Source organism: Clostridium beijerinckii (genome assembly GCF_008705175.1).
GTDB classification, from domain to species: domain Bacteria; phylum Bacillota; class Clostridia; order Clostridiales; family Clostridiaceae; genus Clostridium; species Clostridium beijerinckii.
In genome coordinates this window covers 2,924,165-2,946,851 of the sequence record NZ_CP043998.1, presented here as the reverse complement: position 1 = coordinate 2,946,851, position 22,687 = coordinate 2,924,165, and the positions used below count along the sequence as shown (strand labels likewise).

17 protein-coding genes are annotated in these 22,687 nt (G+C 32.6%); 9 read left to right on the top strand and 8 right to left on the bottom strand.

The features are described 5' to 3' along the window. Positions 1-21: 21 nt before the first annotated feature. On the bottom strand, positions 22-1,116 hold the full coding sequence (locus F3K33_RS13285; protein ID WP_039771006.1) for a DegT/DnrJ/EryC1/StrS family aminotransferase: 1,095 nt from the start codon (positions 1,114-1,116) through the stop codon (positions 22-24). A gap of 11 nt (positions 1,117-1,127) precedes the next feature. Next, positions 1,128-1,535 (bottom strand): sugar 3,4-ketoisomerase, encoded by a 408-nt coding sequence (locus F3K33_RS13280; RefSeq protein WP_012058807.1) that lies wholly within the window; start codon positions 1,533-1,535, stop codon positions 1,128-1,130. Positions 1,536-1,862: 327 nt separating this feature from the next. Here F3K33_RS13280 and F3K33_RS13275 point away from each other — a divergent pair, with 327 nt between their 5' ends. Genes F3K33_RS13275 through F3K33_RS13260 form a run of 4 tightly spaced genes read left to right on the top strand, consistent with a single transcriptional unit; the run spans position 1,863 to position 5,172 of the window. After that, complete coding sequence (locus F3K33_RS13275; protein ID WP_039771004.1) at positions 1,863-2,618, top strand: class I SAM-dependent methyltransferase; 756 nt, start codon at positions 1,863-1,865, stop codon at positions 2,616-2,618. A 17-nt stretch (positions 2,619-2,635) separates the two neighbouring features. After that, positions 2,636-3,313 carry an acetyltransferase gene (locus F3K33_RS13270; protein WP_009169205.1) on the top strand — a complete coding sequence of 226 codons (678 nt, stop codon included), beginning with the start codon at positions 2,636-2,638 and terminating at the stop codon, positions 3,311-3,313. Between the two features lie 4 nt (positions 3,314-3,317). Then, positions 3,318-4,229 (top strand): glycoside hydrolase family protein, encoded by a 912-nt coding sequence (locus tag F3K33_RS13265; protein WP_039770999.1) that lies wholly within the window; start codon positions 3,318-3,320, stop codon positions 4,227-4,229. Between the two features lie 7 nt (positions 4,230-4,236). Further along, a complete protein-coding gene (locus tag F3K33_RS13260) occupies positions 4,237-5,172 on the top strand; it encodes a GNAT family N-acetyltransferase (RefSeq protein ID WP_039770997.1) in 936 nt (311 codons plus the stop codon). 191 nt (positions 5,173-5,363) lie between these two features. Here F3K33_RS13260 and F3K33_RS13255 read toward each other — a convergent pair whose 3' ends face one another. The 3 genes from F3K33_RS13255 to F3K33_RS13245 all read right to left on the bottom strand — a co-directional run bounded on the left by F3K33_RS13255 (position 5,364) and on the right by F3K33_RS13245 (position 9,614). Then, on the bottom strand, positions 5,364-6,989 hold the full coding sequence (locus F3K33_RS13255) for a glycosyltransferase (RefSeq protein ID WP_039770994.1): 1,626 nt from the start codon (positions 6,987-6,989) through the stop codon (positions 5,364-5,366). 75 nt (positions 6,990-7,064) lie between these two features. Further along, positions 7,065-8,204, bottom strand: a complete 1,140-nt coding sequence (locus F3K33_RS13250; protein WP_039770992.1) for a glycosyltransferase family 61 protein — start codon at positions 8,202-8,204, stop codon at positions 7,065-7,067. A gap of 282 nt (positions 8,205-8,486) precedes the next feature. After that, positions 8,487-9,614 (bottom strand): glycosyltransferase family 61 protein, encoded by a 1,128-nt coding sequence (locus F3K33_RS13245; RefSeq protein WP_039770990.1) that lies wholly within the window; start codon positions 9,612-9,614, stop codon positions 8,487-8,489. Positions 9,615-9,825: 211 nt separating this feature from the next. On the opposite strand from F3K33_RS13245, the gene rfbF reads away from it, so the two are divergent. The 5 genes from rfbF (at position 9,826) to F3K33_RS13220 (ending at position 15,733) form a co-directional block, all read left to right on the top strand. After that, positions 9,826-10,599, top strand: a complete 774-nt coding sequence (gene rfbF, locus F3K33_RS13240; RefSeq protein ID WP_039770988.1) for a glucose-1-phosphate cytidylyltransferase — start codon at positions 9,826-9,828, stop codon at positions 10,597-10,599. Further along, the gene (gene rfbG, locus F3K33_RS13235) at positions 10,584-11,666 is read left to right on the top strand and encodes a CDP-glucose 4,6-dehydratase (protein ID WP_039770986.1); all 1,083 of its coding nucleotides are present in this window, start codon (positions 10,584-10,586) and stop codon (positions 11,664-11,666) included. Before rfbF ends, rfbG begins: the two co-directional genes overlap by 16 nt. Continuing rightward, positions 11,656-12,999 carry a lipopolysaccharide biosynthesis protein RfbH gene (gene rfbH / locus F3K33_RS13230; RefSeq protein ID WP_039770985.1) on the top strand — a complete coding sequence of 448 codons (1,344 nt, stop codon included), beginning with the start codon at positions 11,656-11,658 and terminating at the stop codon, positions 12,997-12,999. The genes rfbG and rfbH overlap by 11 nt, the downstream gene beginning before the upstream one ends. A 13-nt stretch (positions 13,000-13,012) precedes the next feature. Further along, the gene (locus F3K33_RS13225; protein WP_039770984.1) at positions 13,013-14,743 is read left to right on the top strand and encodes a thiamine pyrophosphate-binding protein; all 1,731 of its coding nucleotides are present in this window, start codon (positions 13,013-13,015) and stop codon (positions 14,741-14,743) included. A 90-nt stretch (positions 14,744-14,833) separates the two neighbouring features. Then, on the top strand, positions 14,834-15,733 hold the full coding sequence (locus F3K33_RS13220) for an NAD-dependent epimerase/dehydratase family protein (RefSeq protein WP_243141339.1): 900 nt from the start codon (positions 14,834-14,836) through the stop codon (positions 15,731-15,733). A 108-nt stretch (positions 15,734-15,841) separates the two neighbouring features. On the opposite strand, the gene F3K33_RS13215 is transcribed toward F3K33_RS13220, so the two are convergent. From F3K33_RS13215 to F3K33_RS13205, 3 genes are all read right to left on the bottom strand, one after another. Continuing rightward, positions 15,842-16,915, bottom strand: coding sequence for a glycosyltransferase (locus tag F3K33_RS13215; RefSeq protein WP_039770982.1), 1,074 nt, complete (start codon positions 16,913-16,915; stop codon positions 15,842-15,844). Between the two features lie 123 nt (positions 16,916-17,038). Continuing rightward, the gene (locus F3K33_RS26975; RefSeq protein WP_154862461.1) at positions 17,039-19,894 is read right to left on the bottom strand and encodes a DNRLRE domain-containing protein; all 2,856 of its coding nucleotides are present in this window, start codon (positions 19,892-19,894) and stop codon (positions 17,039-17,041) included. 268 nt (positions 19,895-20,162) lie between these two features. Further along, the gene (locus F3K33_RS13205) at positions 20,163-22,277 is read right to left on the bottom strand and encodes a DNRLRE domain-containing protein (RefSeq protein WP_154862460.1); all 2,115 of its coding nucleotides are present in this window, start codon (positions 22,275-22,277) and stop codon (positions 20,163-20,165) included. Positions 22,278-22,687 lie beyond the last annotated feature (410 nt).

The following is a 22,687-nucleotide window of genomic DNA, read 5'->3' as shown; positions in this document are numbered from 1 at the left end:
AAAATTTTATTCTCGTGATATTTACCACTTGTTTAAAGTATCTATTATATAATTAATTTCATTTTTATTCATTCCATACCACAAAGGCAAGCTTAATTCGGTATTTGATATATCTTCTGCCACTTTAAAATCGCCTGGTTTATATCCTAAATCTTTATAGGCCTTTTGAAGATGAATAGGTACTGGATAATGAATTAAAGTGCCAATTCCATTGGCTTTCAAATAACTTTGTAGATCATCTCTAAATTCTGTTCTTATAGGAAATACATGCCATATAGATTCTTGAACAGAGTCTACATATGGAAGAATTATTTTATTATTATTAATTCCCTCTAAATAAAGTTTAGCAGTTTTTTGCCTATCAAAATTCCATTTATCAAGATACTTAAGCTTTATGCTCAAAAATCCAGCTTGTATTTCATCTAGCCTGGAATTAACTCCTTTGTATTTGTTATAATATTTAATTGTTGATCCATAATTTCTTATAGCTTGGACCTTCTTAGCCAAAATATCATCATTTGTTAAGATGGCTCCACCATCACCTAATGCACCTAAATTTTTTCCGGGATAGAAACTAAAACCAGCTGCATCACCAAGATTGCCTGCTTTCTTTCCACCATATATAGCACCATGAGCCTGAGCAGCATCTTCAATTAGCTTTAAGTTGTCTTTCTCGCATAATAATTTTATTTTATCTGTTTCTGCCGGTCTACCATATAAGTGAACTGCAATAACTGCTTTCGTTCTTGAAGTAATAGCAGCTTCAATTTTATTTACATCGATATTAAAGGTTTTAATATCAGGTTCCACCAGAACGACTTTAGCACCAACATAAGAAACAGCAAGTGAAGTTGCAATGTAAGTGTTAGAAGGTACAATGATTTCATCACCTTCTCCAATATCATATCCTCGTAAAATTATTGAAAGTGCATCTAATCCATTTCCACAACTTATACAATGGGCGACATTGCAGTATTTAGCAAATTCTCTTTCAAAAGCAGTTACACTATCTCCTAAAATAAAGATATTTTTATCATATATTTTTTCGAAAGCAGATAAAATTTCATTTCTTATTTCAGCATGCATTCGTTCAAGTTTTAAAAAAGGTATTTTCATAAAATCACTTCCTAATATCTAGTTGCAGCTTCATTCATATAAAAATCAATATTTCGTATATAATCATTTTCATTATAATAATCCGATGCAAGTACTAAGAGAATCGCATCCTCACTAAAATCATACATTTCTCTCCAAACGTAAGGACCAATATATAATCCATCAGATGAGTCGTTTAATATAACTTCTGATTCTTCCTTAGGATTTTTTAATTTTATTTTTACAGAGCCGTTTATACATATGAGCACCTGATGAAGTCTTCTATGAGCATGAAAACCTCTTGATACACCCTGTGGGACATTAGTAATATAATAAATTCGTTTTATGTCAAAAGGAACATCAAATACCTCCTCAATAGGCGTTAGATTTCCATAGTTGCTATTTATACTTAAAAATTTAAACATGGAACAATTATACATTTATTCATCTCCATATCATAAAAAAAATTAGCTCATCTATATATTCTATGCTGATAGTAAGAAAGTGTACTTAAAGCTTACATGGAATAAATTTAAAAGCAAATTTTAGAATATAAACTTGTTTTTTATTTGATTTGATTTTATATTAATAGCATTTTTAATAAAAGATTATTGGATGGTCTATAATGGTGATAAAAAACATAAATTAGAAAGTATGATATATATGTTGCAATTCACAATCACGACTAAAATTCTTGAGATACATTTAATATTATGATGAAGAATCATTTTTGCAATATATGATAAATATTTAAGGAGAGGTATAATGTGGACTTAAAATCAGATATATTTGAGAATTTGAGTTATGAAAAATTTAAGGAATTAGCCCAAAATGATAAATTAAATGATATTGAAAAAGTTGGTTTTCCAATTGAATATAGACAGAATAAGGAAAAAATTATATTTGATGACATAATAACTAAGCTTGGAATGGAAGATGAAAAAAATAAAACAATTTTAGATATTGGGTGTGGTTGTAGTAACTTAACTTTAATGCTAATTGAATACTGCAAGACAAATAAGCATAAGTTAATACTCATTGATTCAGAAGAAATGCTGAATCATCTGCCGGAATATGATTTTGTATTAAAAGTTAAAGGATATTATCCTAAATCATGTGAAAAATTTATAGAAAATTATATAGGAAAAATTGATTGTATTATAACTTACAGCGTAATTCAATATGCATTTACTGAACAAAGTATATTCAATTTTATTGATACCTCACTTACTCTTTTAAAAGAATTAGGAGTAATGCTTATTGGAGATATCCCTAATATATCAAAAAGAAAAAGATTTTTTTCTTCAAATCAAGGTATAAAGTATCATCAAAATTTCACAGGTACTAAAGAGCAACCTATAGTAAAATTCAACAATATTGAGGCAAAAAATATGGATGACTCGGTTGTAATGTCAATTATTCAAAGGTGTAGGCTAGCAGGATTTGACAGTTATATACTTCCTCAGGATAAAAAGCTTCCAATGGCAAACAGGAGAGAAGATATATTAATTATAAAACCTTAATTTAGGAGGACAAATAAATGGATAAAAATAAAAAATTAATAATTATTGGTGATAGCGCATTTGCGCAAATAGCATATGAATATTTTACTTATGATTCTGATTATGAGGTTGTAGCCTTTTCTGTTGAAAAAGATTATTTAAAAGATAAAGAAATGCTTGGATTACCAGTTATTCCTCTTGAAGATATAGAAAAGTTGTATGACCCAGAGAATCACTATGTTTTTGTTGCGACAGTTTATAAGAAATTAAATAGATTAAGGACGAGGTTAATGAAGGAATGCAAGAATAAAGGATATAAATTAGCTTCATATATTAGTTCACATGCTTTTGTATGGAAAAATGTAAAGATGGGAGAGCACTGCTTTATATTTGAAAATAATGTGGTGCAGCCATTTGTTGAATTGGGGAATAATACTGTCTTATGGAGTGGAAATCATATTGGCCATCATTCAAGGTTTGGAGATAATTGCTTTGTAGCATCTCATGCAGTTGTATCCGGATTTTGCAATATAGGAGATAATTGTTTTATAGGGGTTAATGCAACGATAATAAATAATATTAATATAGGAAGTGACTGTATTATTGGAGCAGGTGCTTTAGTTTTAAAGGATATTGAGAGTGGTAAAATTGTAAAAGGTAAAGCATCTGATGTGGAATTTTTATCTGAAAGAACAAAGAATTCTTTAAAGGAATGATTTTATGAAATGGAATAAGCAAGGATTAATATTTTCACCTAAAGGTGAATTTGAGTGGATGCAAAGCTATGCACTCATTCCAACAGCAGATATTATAAGTAATGACACTGTAAGGATTTATTTTGCCACACTGGATAGAGAAATGTATGGGAGAATCGGTTATATTGATGTGGATATGTTAAACCTAAAAAATATAAAAAACATAAGTGAAAAGCCAGTATTAGATATAGGAGATATTGGTACCTTTGACGATTCTGGGGTTAATCCATCCTGCATCTTAACAGTGGATAACAAAAAATATTTATATTATTATGGGTGGCAAAGATGTGAAAGAGTACCTCATATGCTTTTTGCAGGGTTAGCCACAAGCGAAGATGGGGAAAATTTTACTAAAGTTTCAAGGGTACCTGTTCTTGATAGAACGAAAGAAGAACCGTATTTGCGTTCTGCAACAAGCATAATAGTAGAAGATAATATTTTTAAATGCTGGTATGTTTCTGCTATAAACTGGATTCTAGTAAATGATAAAAGTTATCCTAAATATGTTATAAAATATGCCTATTCATATGATGGAATTGAATGGATTAATGAAAATCATACATGTATAAGCTTCAAGAATGAATATGAATATGGTTTTGGAAGGCCATGGGTTATAAAGGAAAATGATATGTATAAAATGTGGTATTCAATAAGAAGCATCAATGAACCATATAAAATTGGATTTGCAACATCAAAAAATGGACTTGATTGGACAAGACTAGATGAAGAAGCAGGAATTGAAAAATCGGAAAGTGGCTGGGATTCAGAAATGATTTGTTATCCTAATATAGTAAAATTCAATAGTAAAACTTACATGTTTTATAATGGAAATAGGCATGGTAAGACAGGCTTTGGCTATGCAATTTTGGAGGAGTAATTATTTAATGTATTTAGAAGTGTATAGTGAAGATAAAAAAAGTATTTGGAATGAATTTGCAAGGAAAAGTAAAAACGCTACATTTCTTATTATGAGAGAATATATGGATTATCATAAAGATAGATTTACTGATATGTCTCTTATGTTTTACGACAATAAGAAAAATTTGATAGGGATACTTCCAACAAATATAGAAGGTAATGAGCTTATGAGTCATGGCGGGTTAACCTATGGTGGCTTTATATTAGATAAGAAAATGAAAACAACTACTATGTTAGAAATGTTCAATTTACTAATTAATTTTTGTAAAGGGAAAAATATTAAAACAATCTTATATAAGCCTATTCCTTATATTTATCATGAAATTCCTTCACAGGAGGATTTATATGCATTATTTATAAATAATGCTAAACTCTATATTAGAAATATTTCATCTTCAATAAAATTAAATACAAAGAATGATTATGAAACCAGAAGGAAAAGACAGATAAATAAGGCCTTAAAAAATAATATAATTGTCTTAGAAACTAATGACTATGATAAATATTGGGTGATTTTAGAGCAGAATCTCATGGAAAAGCATGAATCAAGACCTGTTCATACAGTAAATGAAATTAAAAGTCTTGCTAGTATCTTTCCTAATAATATAAAGTTGTTTTGTTCTTACAAAGATAATACTTTATTAGGAGGAGTAGTAGTTTATGAAAATAAGGAAAATGTTCATGTTCAATATATATCTGCATCAGAAGAGGGTAAAGCAATAGGTGCTTTAGATATTATTTTTGATAAGTTGATTAATGAAATTTATAATGACAAAGAATATTTTGATTTTGGTATATCAAATGAAAACAAGGGAAGATATCTAAATGAAGGATTAATAAATCAAAAGGAAGGTTTCGGTGCATCAGCTGTTGCATATGATCAATATATACTTTATTTATAAAATAAAATTACCTATCAATATAAATAATTTCAACAATTATTGGACTTAAGCTTATATCAAAACATTGAAGTTAGGCACATGAAAATAAATAACGAGTCCCAAATAGCCTTGCAAGTGGACTTGTTATTTATTTGATAGTATCTTATATTAAACTTCGATTGATATAAGCTTAAGTTTAGTAAATGATGCAATTACTCTAATAATATATTTATAAATTTAGTGTAACAACGTATATATTCATCTTTAAGTTTCATTACTTCTTCATTATTTTCAGCTTCATTATTATATTGTTCAATAAATCTAATGAGGTCTCCATTATATTCTTTATACCATGCTAAAAGACTTTGTAGAAGCTCTCTTTTATCTTTAAGAAAAAATCCATCTTCATATGAAGAAATAATCAGCTTAAAAAAATCAAGTGAAGCCCAGAAAGCTAAAGTGGTATCTTGAATGCTCTGAGAATTATGAATTCTAAAATTACTTAAAGGTTCAGAAATATACATCATATTTCCTTTTTGCAATAATTTAAGCCACAAGGATATATCACCTAAACAGTATATTTGGTATTTATCATAGTCGATTAAATTATGGTTTTCACAGTCAAATTCCAAGGCTTTTCTTTTAAACATAGCAGTAGTCAGTTCACCAATATAGTTAATCATTGATAAAAGAAGTTTTTTTCCAGCTTCTTCTCCGGTTAAGAGAGTATCATAAGAATATTGACAGACAGTTCTAAAATTATCGTTATAATAATTACCATTCTCGTCAATCATTTTTCTATAACTTGTTACTAGAGAGAGGGTATCATCATAAAGAAAATAATCAATCATTTTAGCTATTTTATTAAAGTCCCAAAGATCATCATGTAATAAATAGTTTATATATTCACCTGATGACTCTCTAAAACACTTATTAACGTTAAGCTTACCTCTATGACCAAGTGGACCACCATTATTAAAATACTTAATTTTGTTGTTTTTTAACATATAGTGTTCAATCAAAGCTTGTACATCATTGGTAGTACTATCATCACATATAATAATTTCAGTATTTCGGTATGTTTGGTTTAGTGCGGAGTCAAGTGCAGACTTTAGATATTTAGTTTGATTGTAAGCAGGAATTAATATGCTGACTAAAGGAAATATGTCTTTAGAGTAAGTATCCAGGAACTTATTGCGATATTCTTCAAAGCCGTTTGTTGTATTTACAATTCCGCAATCATGAATGCACCACGGAAATTTTTGATTAGGAACTACTACCTTAAAGCCCTTTTTTATAAATTCAATGCTCTGTGAGGCATCATAAAAATGCCACCCATCAAAAATATCTTCCATCCATGGAAGATCATATTGTGTTATCATCATAAATCCATCTATTCCTTTTACTTCGGAATATAAATCATTAATTTCATTAAAAATTAATAAGTCCATGGTTCCACTATGACTGTCGTAGACTTTCCCTACTTTTTTGGAATCCTCCCACCATATTCCTGATACTGGAATGATTTTTGCTCCAACCATACCAATAAGCCCTATATTTGAATCATTTTTAAATATATTTAATATTTCATTTATAAAATTGCTATTTTGTATATAGACATCTTGATGAAGATAAACCTTATATTTAGAGTCACTTTTTTGAATTGCTTCATTATATGCAGAAGCTATACTTTTGGCATTTCTTATGGCTATTATTTCAATTTCAATACCACTAGGTACTGGAAGTTTATTAACATACGATAGACTTCTTTCATATGAAGCTTCATCATCTACGCAAGTAATAAATGCGATTTTATTTTCATTTATATTTATTACCATTTGATACTGCACCTTCCCTAACAGCTTAGTTACTTGAAACTACCTTTATCATATTAATATAATAAAAGAGTTTATCTAGTTAGTTTTTAAGAGAGTGTTTAGAAAATCTCTTAAATATTCTTCATTTAATATAAAAGTACCTTGATAATATGGCATATTGGAGTGCCCTGAAAGACCTCCATCTAGAAAATAGTATTTTAATTCAGATATACCAGCTATAGTTGAGTACCATGGTGATTGAATGCTCTTTGGCTGTATAAATATTATATTTGCATTTTTATTTGCAAATATTACATTTGTAAGTCCAGCACCAGATGCACCAGCTATGAATTCTGCTTCAGAAAAAGTCTGCAATTGATCATGAAAAGACATATCTTGAGGAAATATAATTTCGAAACCAAAGGATTTAAAAATATTTTCTACTTCAATTTGATTTTCTAACCTTGGTATGGGAGATTTTCTTCTTGAAATATATAATTTTCTATGAAGATTATTGTTTTGTATTGATAAATTTTTATTTAGAGGTTTGATAGCCAAATCGTCAATGATAATATCTTCATATTTTACTAAAAAGCCTGGTTTTAGATTTAAGGGATAGATCGCTAAATCTGAAATGTATATTAGTTTATTTACTTTATAATTATAACCGCTAATTAAAGGGATAATCTCTCTTCCTTGCTTATTTAACATCTCCAATTCTTCTTTTAACTGAGGTATAGTAAGACAAATCGCATCAACTAATATTGGAATGTGGTTATATTCGGAAATTTCATTTACAAGTAATAATTTAGAAGCTACTTCAATTTGAAAGTGAGAATAATTAGAAGAGGCACTTGAAGTAAGCATTATTCCTTCCTTAATAATTTTAGATGACTCAGTATAACCAATAAAAGCTTGATGATTTCTCATGTCAAAAATGTTATTGCCTCTAAAATCAAATTTATTTTCATAATTCTTAAATGCTAAATCATAGATACAAAAATTTTTATCATCAAAAATTATAGGGTTAGCACCAATTAAATTTACATTAGATAATTCAGCTGTATAAATTTCAGGAAATTTACTATCTATAGAAGCAATCGCTTCGGTATTATCACTATAATTTGGCAAGTATATTTTCTGAGGATGTGCTTCTTTTATAACAGAATATTTATAATTATGAGAAGTACAATATTCTTTACAAGTAATATTTGTTAAAACTTTTTGGACAGACATTAATTATAAGCCACCTTTCAATCTGTCAATAATATCTTAAGATTAAATTTTTATTATATATGTGAATATTAACTTTAAAATATTAAATGAATTTTTAGAATTATTTGTTTCATTTATAATAGAATTATTTCAATTAGAAATCATATAAAATTAATACATTTTATGAATTGAACAATATTAATGTTACATAAAATTTAATAATAGAATTTATAGTGTTACGAATTTAATAGAAGTGTGCAGGTTAATATAAAGTAGGAGGGACTGCACTTAAGAGATATATACTTATTTAAATTGTGTTAAAAAGTTTCTTACAAGTTCTGCATTAGGTTTAAATGCATTCTGCCAATATCTATAAGGGGTTATTTTAGATAATTCTGCATCTAAGAAATAAGATTCTTGTCCTAATATGCCCGATATATTAGAAATCCAAGGTGATGCTATAGCTTTAGGCTGTATACATATGATTTTTGCATTTTTATTTGCAAATATAATATTTGTAAAACCAGCCCCAAATGGACCTGCTATGAATTCTGCTTCTGAAAATATCTTTAATTTATCAGCAAAAGACATAAATTCAGGATAGATGATTTCATAACCATGCTCTATAAAACTCTGCTCAATGATATCTTGATTTTCTAATCTAGGATTGTATGAATTTCTTCTGGATATATATATTTTTCTAAATATATTATTTTCAATTGCTAATGCTTTATTTAATGGCTTAATACATAAATCGTTTAAAATAGAATCTTTATAATTAAGTGGGTACCCTCTCTTTATTTCAATTGGGTACATTGCTAAATCTGAAAGATATATGAGTTTCTTTACATTATAGCAACATCCCTTACGTAGATAAATTATTTTGCGGCCATTTTTATTTAACATTTGTAATTCTTCTAAGTAATGTGGAATACTAAAGCAAATTTCATCAATTAATATTGGTATATCAGCATATTCTTCAACCTCATTAATAAGGCATAATTTAGAAAGTACTTCTGTGTGAAAATGAGAGAAATTAAAAGCGCAGCCAGATATAAGCATTATTCCTTCTTCAATGTTACAAGCAGGCTCCTCATATTGAATACAAGTAGTATCTTTCTCAACAGATATTGTATTGTTAATTTTCAAATCAAATTTATTCTCATTATCTTTAAGTGCAATGTCATAAATACAAAAATTATCTTTATCAAAAATAATATAATTAGCGCCAATTATATTGACATTATTTAATTCAGAAATAAGAATTTCTGGGTATTGTACATCTACATGATTAATGAAATTTGGAGTATCTCTGTAATCTGGTATATATAACCTTTGAAAATGTTCATTTTTTATAATGGAATATTTCATATTATGCGTATCACAATAGTTTTTACATGAAATATTATTTAATTTTTTCTCGACAGTCATTTATTACACCTCTATTTAATAATACTTTTGGATTTTAATGCTATTTCTATTAAGTACTATATAATTTCATTCTAAAAAATTGTTTAGTATATACTATGATGACTTAATGTAGTTGAATACAAAATACATTATTTAATTTTGCTGGAATCGTTGTATCATTGATTATTTATACTGCATATAAGTATATAAATAAGTAATAGAGGCGTTATATATGAAAGTTGTTATATTAGCAGGCGGATTTGGAACAAGGATTTCAGAAGAAAGCCATTTGAGACCTAAGCCTATGATTGAAATCGGAGGTATGCCTATTTTATGGCATATTATGAAGATATATTCTAATTATGGTTACAATGATTTTGTAATTTGCTGTGGATATAAGTCACACATTATTAAAGAGTATTTTTCAAATTACTATTTACATGGAAGTGATGTTACTTTTAATTTTGAAAAAAGTAATAAGATGACCGTACATAGTAATTTTTCAGAGCCTTGGAAAGTTACTTTAGTTGATACAGGTCTTAATACCATGACAGGAGGACGTATTAAAAGAATACAAAAATACATCAATGATTCTACATTTATGCTTACATATGGAGATGGAGTCAGCGATGTTGATATTTCTGAGTTAGTTAAATTTCATAAAACTCATGGAAAAACAGTCACTATGACAGCAATAAGTATTGAACAGAAATTTGGGGTTCTTGATATAAATAAAGATAATATGATTAATTCCTTTAGCGAAAAGAATGATAATTGTGGAAGTATGATTAATGGAGGTTTTATGGTGCTAAATACTGAAATCTTTGATTATATTGAAGATGATGCTACGGTATTTGAAAAAGCTCCTTTAGAAACTGTTGCTAAACTTGGAGAGCTTATGGCATATAGACATAAAGGTTTTTGGAAATGCATGGATACACAGAGGGACAAACAGCAGCTTGAAGCATTATGGGAAAGTGGTGATGCACCATGGAAAAAATGGTGATAAATCTTAATTTTTATAAGGGGAAGAAAGTGCTAGTAACAGGTCATACTGGATTTAAAGGAGCCTGGCTTTGCAAAATACTTGTCCAATCTGGAGCGGAAGTTATAGGATATTCACTAGCTCCTCCTACTAAACCAAACTTGTTTGAACTTTCTGGAATTGACAAGGAATTTAATTCTACAATCGGAGACATTAGAGATTTAGAAAAACTCATGGAAGTCTTCTGTAAATATAAACCGGAAATAGTATTTCATCTTGCAGCTCAACCTATTGTGATTGATAGTTACAAAAATCCTGTCTTAACTTATGAAACTAATGTAATGGGGACAGTTAACATACTTGAATGTATCAGAAAAAATGAATGTGTAAAGTCATTTTTAAATATTACAACAGATAAAGTCTATAAAAATAATGAGTGGGAATGGGGATATCGTGAAAATGAACAACTAGATGGATTTGACCCTTATTCTAATAGTAAGTCATGTTCTGAACTCGTTACTCATAGTTATAAAGGTTCTTTTTTTGCAGAAGAAAAAACGGCTATTTCTACAGCTAGAGCTGGTAATGTGATAGGCGGAGGGGATTTCGCAAGTGATAGAATAATTCCTGATTGCATTAGATCTGCTCAAATAAAGCAGCCTATTAGAGTAAGGAACCCTTATTCAATTAGGCCATATCAGCATGTTCTAGAAGCAATAGGAGCATATCTTATGATAGTACAAAAGCAATATGATGATATAAAATATTCTGGATATTACAATGTTGGCCCTAATGATTATGACTGTATAACAACTTTAGATTTAGTAAGATTGTTCTGCAAAAAATGGGGAGAAGGGATGACTTGGCAAAATAAATTTCTTGATGGTCCTCATGAAGCAAGTTTTTTAAAATTGGATTGTTCAAAGATAAAAACTATATTTGGGTGGGAACCACGATGGAATATAGAAACTGCAATAGAGAAAACCGTTGAATGGGGAAAGTGTTATTTAAAAAAATATGACGTAAATGAATGTATGAGTAGGCAGATAATAGAATTTTTCTATAAGGAGAATAATTATGTCAGATGAATTGAATAAAGAAAAAGATAAAATGGAAATCCTAAAGCTTGTTCGTGAATACTGCAATAAATATCATAAAAAATCTAATTATGAAAAAGGACAAAGAATTCCTTATGCAGCCAGAGTTTATGATGAGGAAGAAATGGTAAATCTTGTGGATAGTTCACTTGAGTTTTGGCTTACAGCAGGAAGATATACTGCTCAATTTGAAAATGAATTTTCTAAGTTTCTAGATATAAAATATTGTAGTCTTGTTAATTCAGGTTCAAGTGCCAATTTAATTGCTTTTATGACACTTACTTCACCACTTTTAGGAAAGAGAACGGTCAAAAAGGGGGATGAAATAATTACCGTTGCCGCAGGATTTCCAACTACAGTAGCTCCTATAATTCAATTTGGCGCAATACCCGTTTTTATAGATATTACAATTCCACAATATAACATTGATGTTACAATGCTAGAAAGGGCTCTTTCAGATAAGACTAAGGCAGTTATGGTAGCTCATACATTAGGAAATCCATTTGACTTAAGTTCAGTTAAAGATTTTTGCAATAAAAATAATTTATGGCTCATTGAAGATAATTGTGATGCCTTAGGAGCAGAATATACAATAAATGGAGAGCAAAAGTTTACTGGTACTATTGGAGATATTGGTACTTCTAGCTTCTATCCTCCACATCACATGACCATGGGTGAAGGTGGAGCAGTATATACAAATGATCCACTGCTTAATAAAATAATTCGTTCACTTAGAGACTGGGGGAGAGATTGTGTCTGCCCTCCAGGAATGGACAACTATTGTAATCATCGTTTTGATAAGCAGTATGGAGAGTTGCCTTTAGGTTATGATCATAAATATGTATATTCACACTTTGGTTATAATTTAAAGGCTACTGATATGCAGGCCGCTGTTGGATGTGCTCAGCTAAAAAAATTACCAGCATTCATTAAAAAGAGGCGTGAAAATTTTAAGGAATTAAGAGAAAAATTATTAGAAGTAGAAGATAAACTTATTCTGCCTATTCCTTGTAAGAATGCTAATCCAAGCTGGTTCGGTTTTCTTATCACATGTAAAAAAGAAATAGATAGAAATAAACTTATCCAATATATTGAAAATAAAGGTGTTCAAGCGAGAATGCTATTTGCAGGAAATTTAATAAAACACCCATGTTTTGATGAAATGAGAAAAAGTAGCAATGGATATCGTATCGTTGGAAACCTCACTAATGCGAATAAAATTATGAAGAACAGCTTTTGGGTAGGAGTGTATCCAGAAATGACTAATGATATGATAAATTATATGGCTAATACAATTAAAGAAGCAGTTAATAAACAATTATGAAAGGAATTGTAATGTGAAAGTAAGTGATTATATTGTGACTTTTTTTATAGAGAGAGGAGTTAGTGATGTATTTGGTTATCCAGGTGGAATGGTAACACATCTTATGGATTCATTTAACAAATATAAAGAACATATTTCAATCCATCTAAATTATCATGAACAGGGAGCCGCATTTTCGGCCTGTGGATATGCACAAATTTCAAATAAACCTGGAATTGCATACGCTACTAGTGGACCAGGGGCCACAAATTTAATTACTGGGATTGCAAATGCTTATTTTGATTCTATACCTTGTGTTTTTATTACAGGGCAGGTTAATACCTATGAATCAAAAGGTAGTCTGCCTGTAAGGCAAAAAGGATTTCAGGAAACCGATATAGTAAGTATTGTAAAGCCTATTACAAAATATTCAGTAAAGATTGAAAATGAAAAAAATATTAAATATGAACTTGAAAAAGCATTTTATATAAGCTGTAATGGTAGAAAAGGACCGGTTTTGCTTGATATTCCAATGAATATTCAGAGATCTGATGTTATTCCAGAAAAATTAAAATGTTATGAATCAAATGATAGTGAAGAGGATAATTGGGACTATGATAATGTGAAAAATACTATGTTAGAAATGCTTAAGTCATCTAAAAAGCCTGTTATTTTAGCCGGAAATGGCATTAATATTGCAGGCGTTGTTAAAAAATTCAGAGAATTTATAGACTTAACAGGAATTCCTGTTGTTACAAGTATGATTGGAAGAGACGTATTACCTGGTAATGCTAAAAACAATTGTGGATTTATAGGTGCTTATGGGCATAGATATGCAAATTTTATAATATCAAATAGTGATTTAATTATAAGCTTAGGTTCTAGGCTTGATTGCAGACAAACGGGCAGCAATCTTAAGGTTTTTGCAGAGAATGCTAAGCTCTTAAGGGTGGATATAGATGATTTTGAACTCACAAATAGAATAAAAGCTGATGAAATATCAATTTTAGCAGACTTAGAGAAAATGATTCCAATGTTAAATGCAAATGAATTTAAATTAAAGGCCAATTATAAAAAATGGATAGATGCATGTACTAAAATAAAAAAGGAGCTTAAAGATATTGATTCACAATATGAAAACAGCGTTGTAAAAGAGTTTTCGAGTATTGTTCCAGATGACTCTATTATAACAACCGATGTCGGTCAAAATCAGGTGTGGATAGCGCAGTCTTTTGTAATTAAGAGCAATCAAAGAATGCTATTTTCTGGAGGGCATGGTGCAATGGGGTATTCGCTTCCATGCGCGATTGGTGCATATTATGGAAGCAGAAAAAGTGTTATTTCTTTCAATGGAGATGGCGGATTGCAGATGAATATTCAAGAGCTTCAATTTATAGCAAGAGAAAATATTCCTGTTAAAGTAATATTGCTTAATAATAAATCGTTAGGAATGATTCGCCACTTTCAAGAAATGTACCTTAATTCTAATTTTGTACAAACCAAAAAGGAAATGGGATATATAACACCTGATTTTGAAAAAATTGCAGAAGCCTATGGTTTACGATATATAAAAATAAATTCAGTTGAAGAAATTTCAAAATGTTCAAATGTATTAACAGATGAAAATCCTTGTTTTATAGAAATTGCCTTAACTGATACTACCTATTTATATCCAAAACTTGCTGTAAATAAACCAATATATGATCAAGATCCCCCTTTAGATAGAGAACACCTTAATAGGTTAATAAAAATTTGTAATATCTAAGTTCAGTAGGCCTAGCATAAACCTAGTTCTACTAATTTATAATTCAAAATTTTATAAGACAAAAGGGGATGATAAGTTATAAATAATATAGTGATAACTGGGGCTACTAGCTTTATAGGAGTACATTTAATCAAAGAATATCTAAAAAGCGATTTTAATGTTATAGCTATAACCAGACCTAATTCAAAAAACTTAAGTAGATTGCCTAAAAGTGATTCCCTAACAATTATTGAAATTGATATGAGTGAAATAGAAAAGATTACAGAGAAAATTAAACTAAAAAAAGCAGATATATTTTATCATCTAGCTTGGAACGGCACGAGATTGCCATATCGTAATGATGCTGTTATTCAAGAAAAAAACTATTACGCTGCAGTAAATGCAATGAAATCAGCTAAATTATTAGGATGTGATACATTCATAGGTTCTGGCTCACAGGCTGAGTACGGTAAATGCATAGGAAAAATTAGCGAAATTCATAGCTCAAAACCCATAAACGAATATGGAAAAGCTAAACTAAAAGCTTATGAGACTCTTAAACAGATTGCAGCAGAAAATAATATTAAATTTATCTGGACAAGAATATTTAGTGTATATGGTATTTATGACTATGAAAAAACACTCGTTATGTCTACATTCTATAAGATGATGAAAAATGAAAATATACAATTAACAAGATGTGAACAAATGTGGGATTTTATTTATGTAGAAGATTTAGCAAGAGCAATGTATCTGCTTGCAAATACTTCATGTGCTGATGGAATATACAATATCGCAAGTGGTGAAAGTAGAAGACTTAAAGAATTTTTAATAGATATGAAAAATGTCTGTAAATCAAAAAGTAAATTGCAATTTGGAGCAATACCTTATAACAATGAGATGGTAATAAGTTTTGAGCCGCTTGTAGATAAATTAAAACACAATACAGGATGGGAATGCAATGTTAAGTTTAAGGAAGGTATAAAAAGGATACTGGAATTTATGAATTAAGCATCGATAAAGTAAATAATAGATCGAATATATTTATATCGATCTATTATTTTTTTAGCTAAATAAATGTGCAAAGTAACTTAGAAATATTCTACATATTTAGTATTATTAACCAATTCCTATACTTTTAAAATAGTTTCTGTTATATAATATGCGTGAATCATCAGGTCTAAATTTAGCAGCAATTTCATTATGATCATATGCTAATTTATGATCTCCAAGTCTATCATAACAAACACATAACTGTAAATGAGGTAGCCATGTCCAACATGCATCATTGAAAAATCCCCAGCTATCTTTTGGCTTTTCTAGTTTTGCAGCTTCCTCATACCAAAAAGCTGCTTGCTTATATTTAGTTTCATGTAAAAAAGAAAAACCTATTTTACAGCAAGCTTCAGCTCTAGGAGTGTCATACTCGAAGCTCCTAAATGCATATCTTCTCCCATCTTCTACCTTATCTATTGATTGATAATAGTCACATATCTTTTCACAGACTCTGATATTATCTTCAAACCAGCCTTGCTTTGAATCCAAGAATTTATTATAGTATTGCAATGCCTCATCAAACATTCTATGGTCATATAATTCATTACCGTAGTAGAGAATATCTCTTGGTGTAAATACAACTCCTTCTTTTAATTTATTCTGATAAATTTCGAGATTTCGCTTTGGAGTTTGCTTTAACTTCCTGTGAGTTATTGCAATTTCACTATTGATTATATTTCCTCCAACTGCGAGATATTCATGAACAAAACCAAACCATTGAAAATTATTGATTTTTTTAACTAAGCGATTACGTCTATAAGTTGCAGTTACATTTCCATATTCATCAAATCCTATATTATATTTTGCTGTTACAGAATCAACAGAAGGATCTAATGTTTCCTTTAAAGTTTTAAATTTTTCTGCATCCTGAGGTAATATAACATCATCAGCATCTAACCAAAGAATATAATCCTTAGTAGCTTTACTAAAAGCAAAATTTCTTGCAGCAGAAAAATCATCAATCCATTTAAAATGATAAAGTTTTGAAGTATATTTTTCTACAATTTCTTTTGTTTTATCTTGAGAACCAGTATCTACAATTACTATTTCATCAACTATATCTTTTACAGATTCTAAGCAATTTGCTATTACATCTTCTTCATTTTTAACTATCATGCAAAGACTAATAGTTATCAAATAACCACCTTCTTTTAAGTTTTACACTATATAATATGGCAGTAAAAATTTTTTGACACATATTGATATGATGATAAAAAAGATTACCTGAATAAAAAACACAGGTAATCTTCTTTTGGTTAGTTAAAATACTGTTATATTTAGTGCTCTAGTAGTAGTATTAGCAGAAGCAATACTGGTACTAGTCATAGCAATTGTAACAGTATAGGTGAATGTTCCTGCACCAGGAGTATCAGTCCAAGTAAGATTAGGAATTTCAGTTAAATTTATAGCAGCAGTAATTGTATTAGTATTATTAATTGTTACGGTTGCGATATTAGTAGTATCACGAATTAGCTGAAATTCAATTGTATACGTATATGATGCTGCTAATGCTGTTGTAATATCAATTTCTGCCATTGAATCTAGTTTTAATATTTGATTAGTGCTAGCAGTGACATCTCTAGATAGTATGGTAACACTTCCATTAGGGTTAAGTGCTAAGGAAGCGCTTGCCATTGTAGGAGCTAAAGTGCTTCCTGCTCCAGTATCACCAGTAGGTCCAGTAACTCCTGTGTCACCTGTAGGTCCTGTTACACCAGTATCGCCTGTAGGGCCGGTTATTCCAGTATCTCCAGTAGGTCCAGTTACTCCGGTGTCTCCAGTAGGTCCAGTTACACCAGTGTCACCTGTAGATCCTGTTGCTCCGGTGTCTCCAGTAGATCCTGTTACTCCGGTGTCTCCAGTAGATCCAGTTACTCCGGTGTCTCCAGTAGCTCCAGTTACACCAGTGTCACCTGTAGTTCCTGTTGCTCCAGTATCTCCAGTAGGGCCGGTAATTCCAGTATCTCCTGTAGATCCTGTTGCTCCAGTATCACCTGTAGGTCCAGTTACACCAGTATCTCCAGTAGGTCCAGTTACACCAGTGTCACCTGTAGTTCCTGTTGCTCCGGTGTCTCCAGTAGATCCGGTTACACCAGTATCGCCAGTAGGTCCGGTTGCTCCAGTAGGTCCGGTAACTCCAGCGTCGCCAGTAGGGCCGGTTATTCCAGTATCTCCAGTAGGTCCTGTGACTCCGGTATCACCTGTAGAACCTGTGACTCCGGTGTCTCCAGTAGCTCCTGTTGCTCCAGTATCACCTGTAGGTCCAGTTACTCCTGTGTCTCCAGTATGTCCGGTAATTCCAGTAGCACCTGTAGGACCTGTAACTCCAGTATCACCTGTAGTTCCTGTCGCTCCAGTATCACCTGTAGATCCGGTTACTCCAGTATCACCTGTAGGTCCAGTTGCACCAGTATCGCCAGTAGATCCTGTTACTCCTGTGTCTCCTGTAGTTCCTGTTACTCCAGTCGCACCAGTAGGGCCGGTAATTCCAGTCGCACCAGTAGAACCTGTGACTCCAGTATCTCCTGTAGGTCCGGTTGCACCAGTATCTCCTGTAGATCCTGTTACACCAGTATCGCCTGTAGGTCCAGTAACACCAGTATCGCCAGTTGGTCCAGTAATTCCAGTATCACCTGTAGGTCCTGTTACTCCAGTGTCACCTGTAGATCCAGTTGCTCCTGTGTCTCCTGTAGTTCCTGTTACACCAGTATCTCCTGTAGGTCCGGTTATTCCAGTATCACCTGTAGTTCCGGTTACTCCTGTGTCTCCAGTAGGTCCGGTAATTCCAGTAGCACCTGTAGATCCTGTAACTCCAGTATCACCAGTAGATCCTGTTACTCCTGTGTCTCCTGTAGTTCCTGTTACTCCAGTCGCACCAGTAGAACCTGTGACTCCAGTATCTCCTGTAGGTCCGGTTGCACCAGTATCTCCTGTAGATCCTGTTACACCAGTATCGCCTGTAGGTCCAGTAACACCAGTATCGCCAGTTGGTCCAGTAATTCCAGTGTCACCTGTAGATCCAGTTGCTCCTGTGTCTCCTGTAGTTCCTGTTACACCAGTATCTCCAGTAGGTCCGGTTATTCCAGTATCACCTGTAGTTCCGGTTACTCCAGTCGCACCAGTAGAACCTGTGACTCCAGTATCTCCAGTAGGTCCGGTTGCACCAGTATCACCTGTAGATCCGGTTGCGCCAGTATCACCTGTAGATCCGGTTACACCAGTATCACCTGTAGGTCCGGTTACGCCAGTATCGCCAGTAGGACCGGTAACTCCTGTGTCACCTGTAGCTCCTGTTACTCCAGTATCACCTGTAGGTCCGGTTACACCAGTATCTCCAGTAGGTCCGGTTACACCAGTATCACCTGTAGGTCCGGTTACGCCAGTATCGCCAGTAGGACCGGTAACTCCTGTGTCACCTGTAGCTCCTGTTACTCCAGTATCACCTGTAGGTCCTGTTGCTCCGGTGTCACCTGTAGGTCCAGTTACTCCAGTCGCACCAGTAGATCCTGTTACTCCAGTATCTCCAGTAGGTCCGGTTGCTCCGGTGTCACCTGTAGGCCCAGTAGATCCTGTTGCACCTGATGAAAATTCTATGCTAAGGAATGGTCTTTGAGTTTCGACTGCCCACTCTTTTGAGAAATAGCCTATAATAGTGTCAATTATATTTTCGATACCAGTTAATGTTAAACCAAAATTTGTTGCTGGGTTATTTACCCAATCAATCACTAAATTAGTTATATTAATACTTATATACATCCCGACATCTGCATCAGTAACATTTGTAGAATAAATTGTTGGATTTATTGCTGGCGCATTATTCCACGTAACTGTATCTTCAGAAAAATAGCTTGCATTTGTAAATACGCTGACGGTTTGTGGGGATAAAACAGCATCAGGTAAATCTTTTCTAAAAACGAATAAATTTAAGGAAGCATTTGTTATAGTACTTCCCGATGGAAGAGACCCAGTTAAATTAAATTTTAATAAGCTTCTAAATAGGTCATTAGGCTGAACAAATTTCCCTGTAAATAAAAGACTCGAAAATCCAAAGTTCGTGTTTGGATTTAACAATGATATATAAGCATCTGCAATAGGGACAAGAATTGCAGTAGGCATTGTGTCATCTCCTTAATTTCTTTATTTTTTCCTAGATAAAAAAAGATACGTCACTAATAATATACGGAAAATTGTAAAGTCTTGGCACAATATAATGCAATTATGTATATAAAAATGGAACAAATTTTAAATTTTATGTACTATAGAATAGATAAAAAAATCAATATTTCTCTATACTGAAACTTTAAATAAATAATGAATGCTATGAAAAATGTACTTGATTTTATATCAAAGCCCTCTGATTTTAGCAGAGGGCCAATCTTATATTCTAATCTAATTTTTTAATGGTTAATTGAGAGCCAACTCCTGGAGCCAATGTCATTACTAAAGGAGTTGCTGAGTTATTTCTTAAAGTGATGACATCTCCGGCAGCAAGAGTTAATATAGCGCTTCCGAATAATTCACCAGTAGCAACTAAAGCTGTTATAGGAGTAGATGCATCAACAGTACCATTTACAGCAATTGCAATTTGTGAACCAACACCTGCTGTTATGCTGATGCCATAATTTATTTCATAAGTGCCGGCACTTACTACGGTAATAGTAGTAGTACCAGGTGTATGAGTTACACCACTTAACGGTCCATTGTTAGAGAATGGAACGTCTGCACCACCAACAACAGTTGAATCGGCTATTGTTGCAAGTTCATATACATAACCATCTGCAGCTAAACCAGCACCTGTAGGTCCAGTAACGCCAGTATCACCTGTAGGTCCGGTTACACCAGTATCACCTGTAGGTCCGGTTACACCAGTATCACCAGTTGGTCCAGTAACGCCAGTATCACCTGTAGGTCCAGTAACACCAGTATCACCTGTAGGTCCAGTAACGCCAGTATCACCTGTAGGTCCGGTTACACCAGTATCACCAGTTGGTCCAGTAACGCCAGTATCACCTGTAGGTCCAGTAACGCCAGTATCACCAGTTGGTCCAGTAACGCCAGTATCACCTGTAGGTCCGGTTACACCAGTATCACCTGTAGGTCCAGTAACACCAGTATCACCTGTAGGTCCAGTAACGCCAGTATCACCTGTAGGTCCGGTTACACCAGTATCACCAGTTGGTCCAGTAACGCCAGTATCACCTGTAGGTCCAGTAACGCCAGTATCACCAGTTGGTCCAGTAACGCCAGTATCACCTGTAGGTCCAGTAACACCAGTATCACCTGTAGGTCCAGTAACGCCAGTATCACCTGTAGGTCCGGTTACACCAGTATCACCAGTTGGTCCAGTAACGCCAGTATCACCTGTAGGTCCAGTAACGCCAGTATCACCAGTTGGTCCAGTAACGCCAGTATCACCTGTAGGTCCAGTAACGCCAGTATCGCCAGTTGGTCCGGTTACGCCAGTATCACCTGTAGGTCCAGTAACACCAGTATCGCCAGTTGGTCCAGTAACGCCAGTATCACCTGTAGGTCCGGTTACACCAGTATCACCTGTAGGTCCGGTTACGCCAGTATCACCTGTAGGTCCAGTTACACCTGTATCACCCGTAGGTCCGGTTACGCCAGTATCACCTGTTGCTCCGGTTACGCCAGTATCACCTGTTGCTCCAGTAACGCCAGTATCACCTGTAGGTCCAGTAACGCCAGTATCACCTGTAGGTCCAGTAACGCCAGTATCACCTGTAGGTCCAGTAACACCAGTATCGCCAGTTGGTCCGGTTACACCAGTATCACCAGTTGGTCCAGTAACGCCAGTATCGCCTGTTGGTCCGGTGGCACCAGTAACTGCGCTGCCAGTATTTCCAGCAGGTCCAGTTTCTCCAGTGGCACCAGTAGGTCCAGTGGCACCAGTAGGTCCGGTAGGTCCGGTAGGGCCAGTAGCACCAGTAGCGCCAGTTCCTCCAGATGAGAATTCTATGCTAAGGAATGGTCTTTGTGTTTCAACTGCCCACTCTTTTGAGAAGTAACCTATAATTGTATCAATTACATTTTCAATACCAGTTAATGTTACACCAAAATTTGTTGCTGGGTTGTTTGCCCAATCTATTACTAAATTAGTTATATCAATACTTATATACCTACCAACATCTGCATCAGTTACATTTATAGAATAAATTGTCGGATTTATTGCCGGTGCATTATTCCACGTAACTGTATTTTCAGAAAAGTCGCTTGCATTTGTAAATACGCTGACAGTCTGTGGAGACAAAACAGCATCAGGAAGATCTTTTCTAAAAACAAATAAATTTAAAGAAGCATTTGCTATAGAACTTCCGGACGGAACAGAACCAGTTAAATCAAATTTTAATAAACTTCTGAATAGATCATTAGGCTGAACAAATCTTCCTGTAAATAGAAGACTTGAAAATCCAAAGTTTGTGTTGGGATTTAACAATGATATATATGCATCCGCGGTGGGACTAAGAATTACGCTAGGCATTGTATCATCTCCTTAATTTTCTTTTGTTTTCAAATGGCCTAACCATTATATAATTGTCTAATATAATATATGTAAAATGATTAAAGCTGCTACAATTATGATAAATGACTATAATATGCAAATTCCTATTGTCATTTTTATTTTACAAGTGTTATATATGGACAGTTTAATCTATAATTTTCTTAGATTAAATATACTTAAAATAAGCGCTTTAAATCCTCATGTTCTTAAAACCCGCATGTTTACTATAAATATTTTTATATTTTTATATTTAAATAGTAAAATATGTTTATATAAAACTAGATACCTATAAATATATATTTCTATATAAATATTTTTCTATGTATCTATAAATATATGAATATTTTTTCATAATTACTGATGTTATGATGTTAGTATAATTTTATGGA